General features: G+C 34.3%; 1 protein-coding gene. It reads left to right on the top strand.

Annotated elements, in window-relative coordinates:
* Positions 1 to 292 precede the first annotated feature (292 nt).
* Positions 293 to 577 (top strand): ATP-dependent Clp protease adaptor ClpS, encoded by a 285-nt coding sequence (locus LC115_09475; GenBank protein MCZ2356896.1) that lies wholly within the window; start codon positions 293 to 295, stop codon positions 575 to 577.
* Positions 578 to 868: the final 291 nt, after the last annotated feature.

Genomic DNA, 868 nt, shown 5'->3' with positions numbered 1-868 from the left:
CAAGGCAAAAACTCAGAAGACTTTATCCACCAATTTACGATTAACATAACACTACGGCTGTGGTAATTGTGAAGTTACCTCTTTGCCAATCTTTTTATCATAGCTTCTGAACCACAACCAAATGTCTTGGTTAATTATTCAAAATGAGCTTATTGTATGCAAACAAGAAATTTATAACTAAAAATTCACAATTAGGATTAGGTTTCCCACAATAAATGGAATTTGTACACACTTATTTGGAGTATTATAACTCACAGTTGTAACTTTGTCATAGAAACTCAAAAAAAAACCGATGAACACAACCATTCATGTGCTACCCAATGTAGTGGATAATCCTTGCGCTACAATAGTTGATACCTATCAGTTAGTTTTATTTAACGATGAAGTAAATACCTTCGAGTGGGTTATTCGTTGTTTGATTAGAATATGTAATCATACTTCAGAGCAAGCTGAACAATGTGCTTGGTTTATTCACTACAAAGGAAAATATAGTGTTTTACAAGGAAGTTATGATAAGTTAGAACCCTACTGCACAGCGCTCTTAGATGCCGGCCTAAGTGCCAAAATTGAATCTTGAGTTTATCCAGACATTCAAACTTCTTTTGGTTGTGGTTCAGAAAGTATGATGAAGTTTTTGGCAATAAAGGCTAACTTTATAGCCTATGCCAGAAGTCAAACTAAGGGTTATTTGCCCGCATTGCCGAAGCACAAAAATATCTAAAAATAGGCGGAAAAAGAACGGGGTTCAGAATTACTTGTGTACCACTTGTCGGAAACAATTTCTCTACGAATATCAGAATAAAGGTGCAGACCCTAAGAGGTTGTTTAAAAATGGTGTAAAAATTGTTAAATTATTTAATATCACATG

It is taken from the genome of Bacteroidia bacterium (assembly GCA_026932145.1).
GTDB lineage: Bacteria > Bacteroidota > Bacteroidia > J057 > JAIXKT01 > JAIXKT01.
The sequence above is the reverse complement of the archived record's forward strand: the minus strand, read 5'-3'. Positions and strand labels throughout refer to the sequence as shown.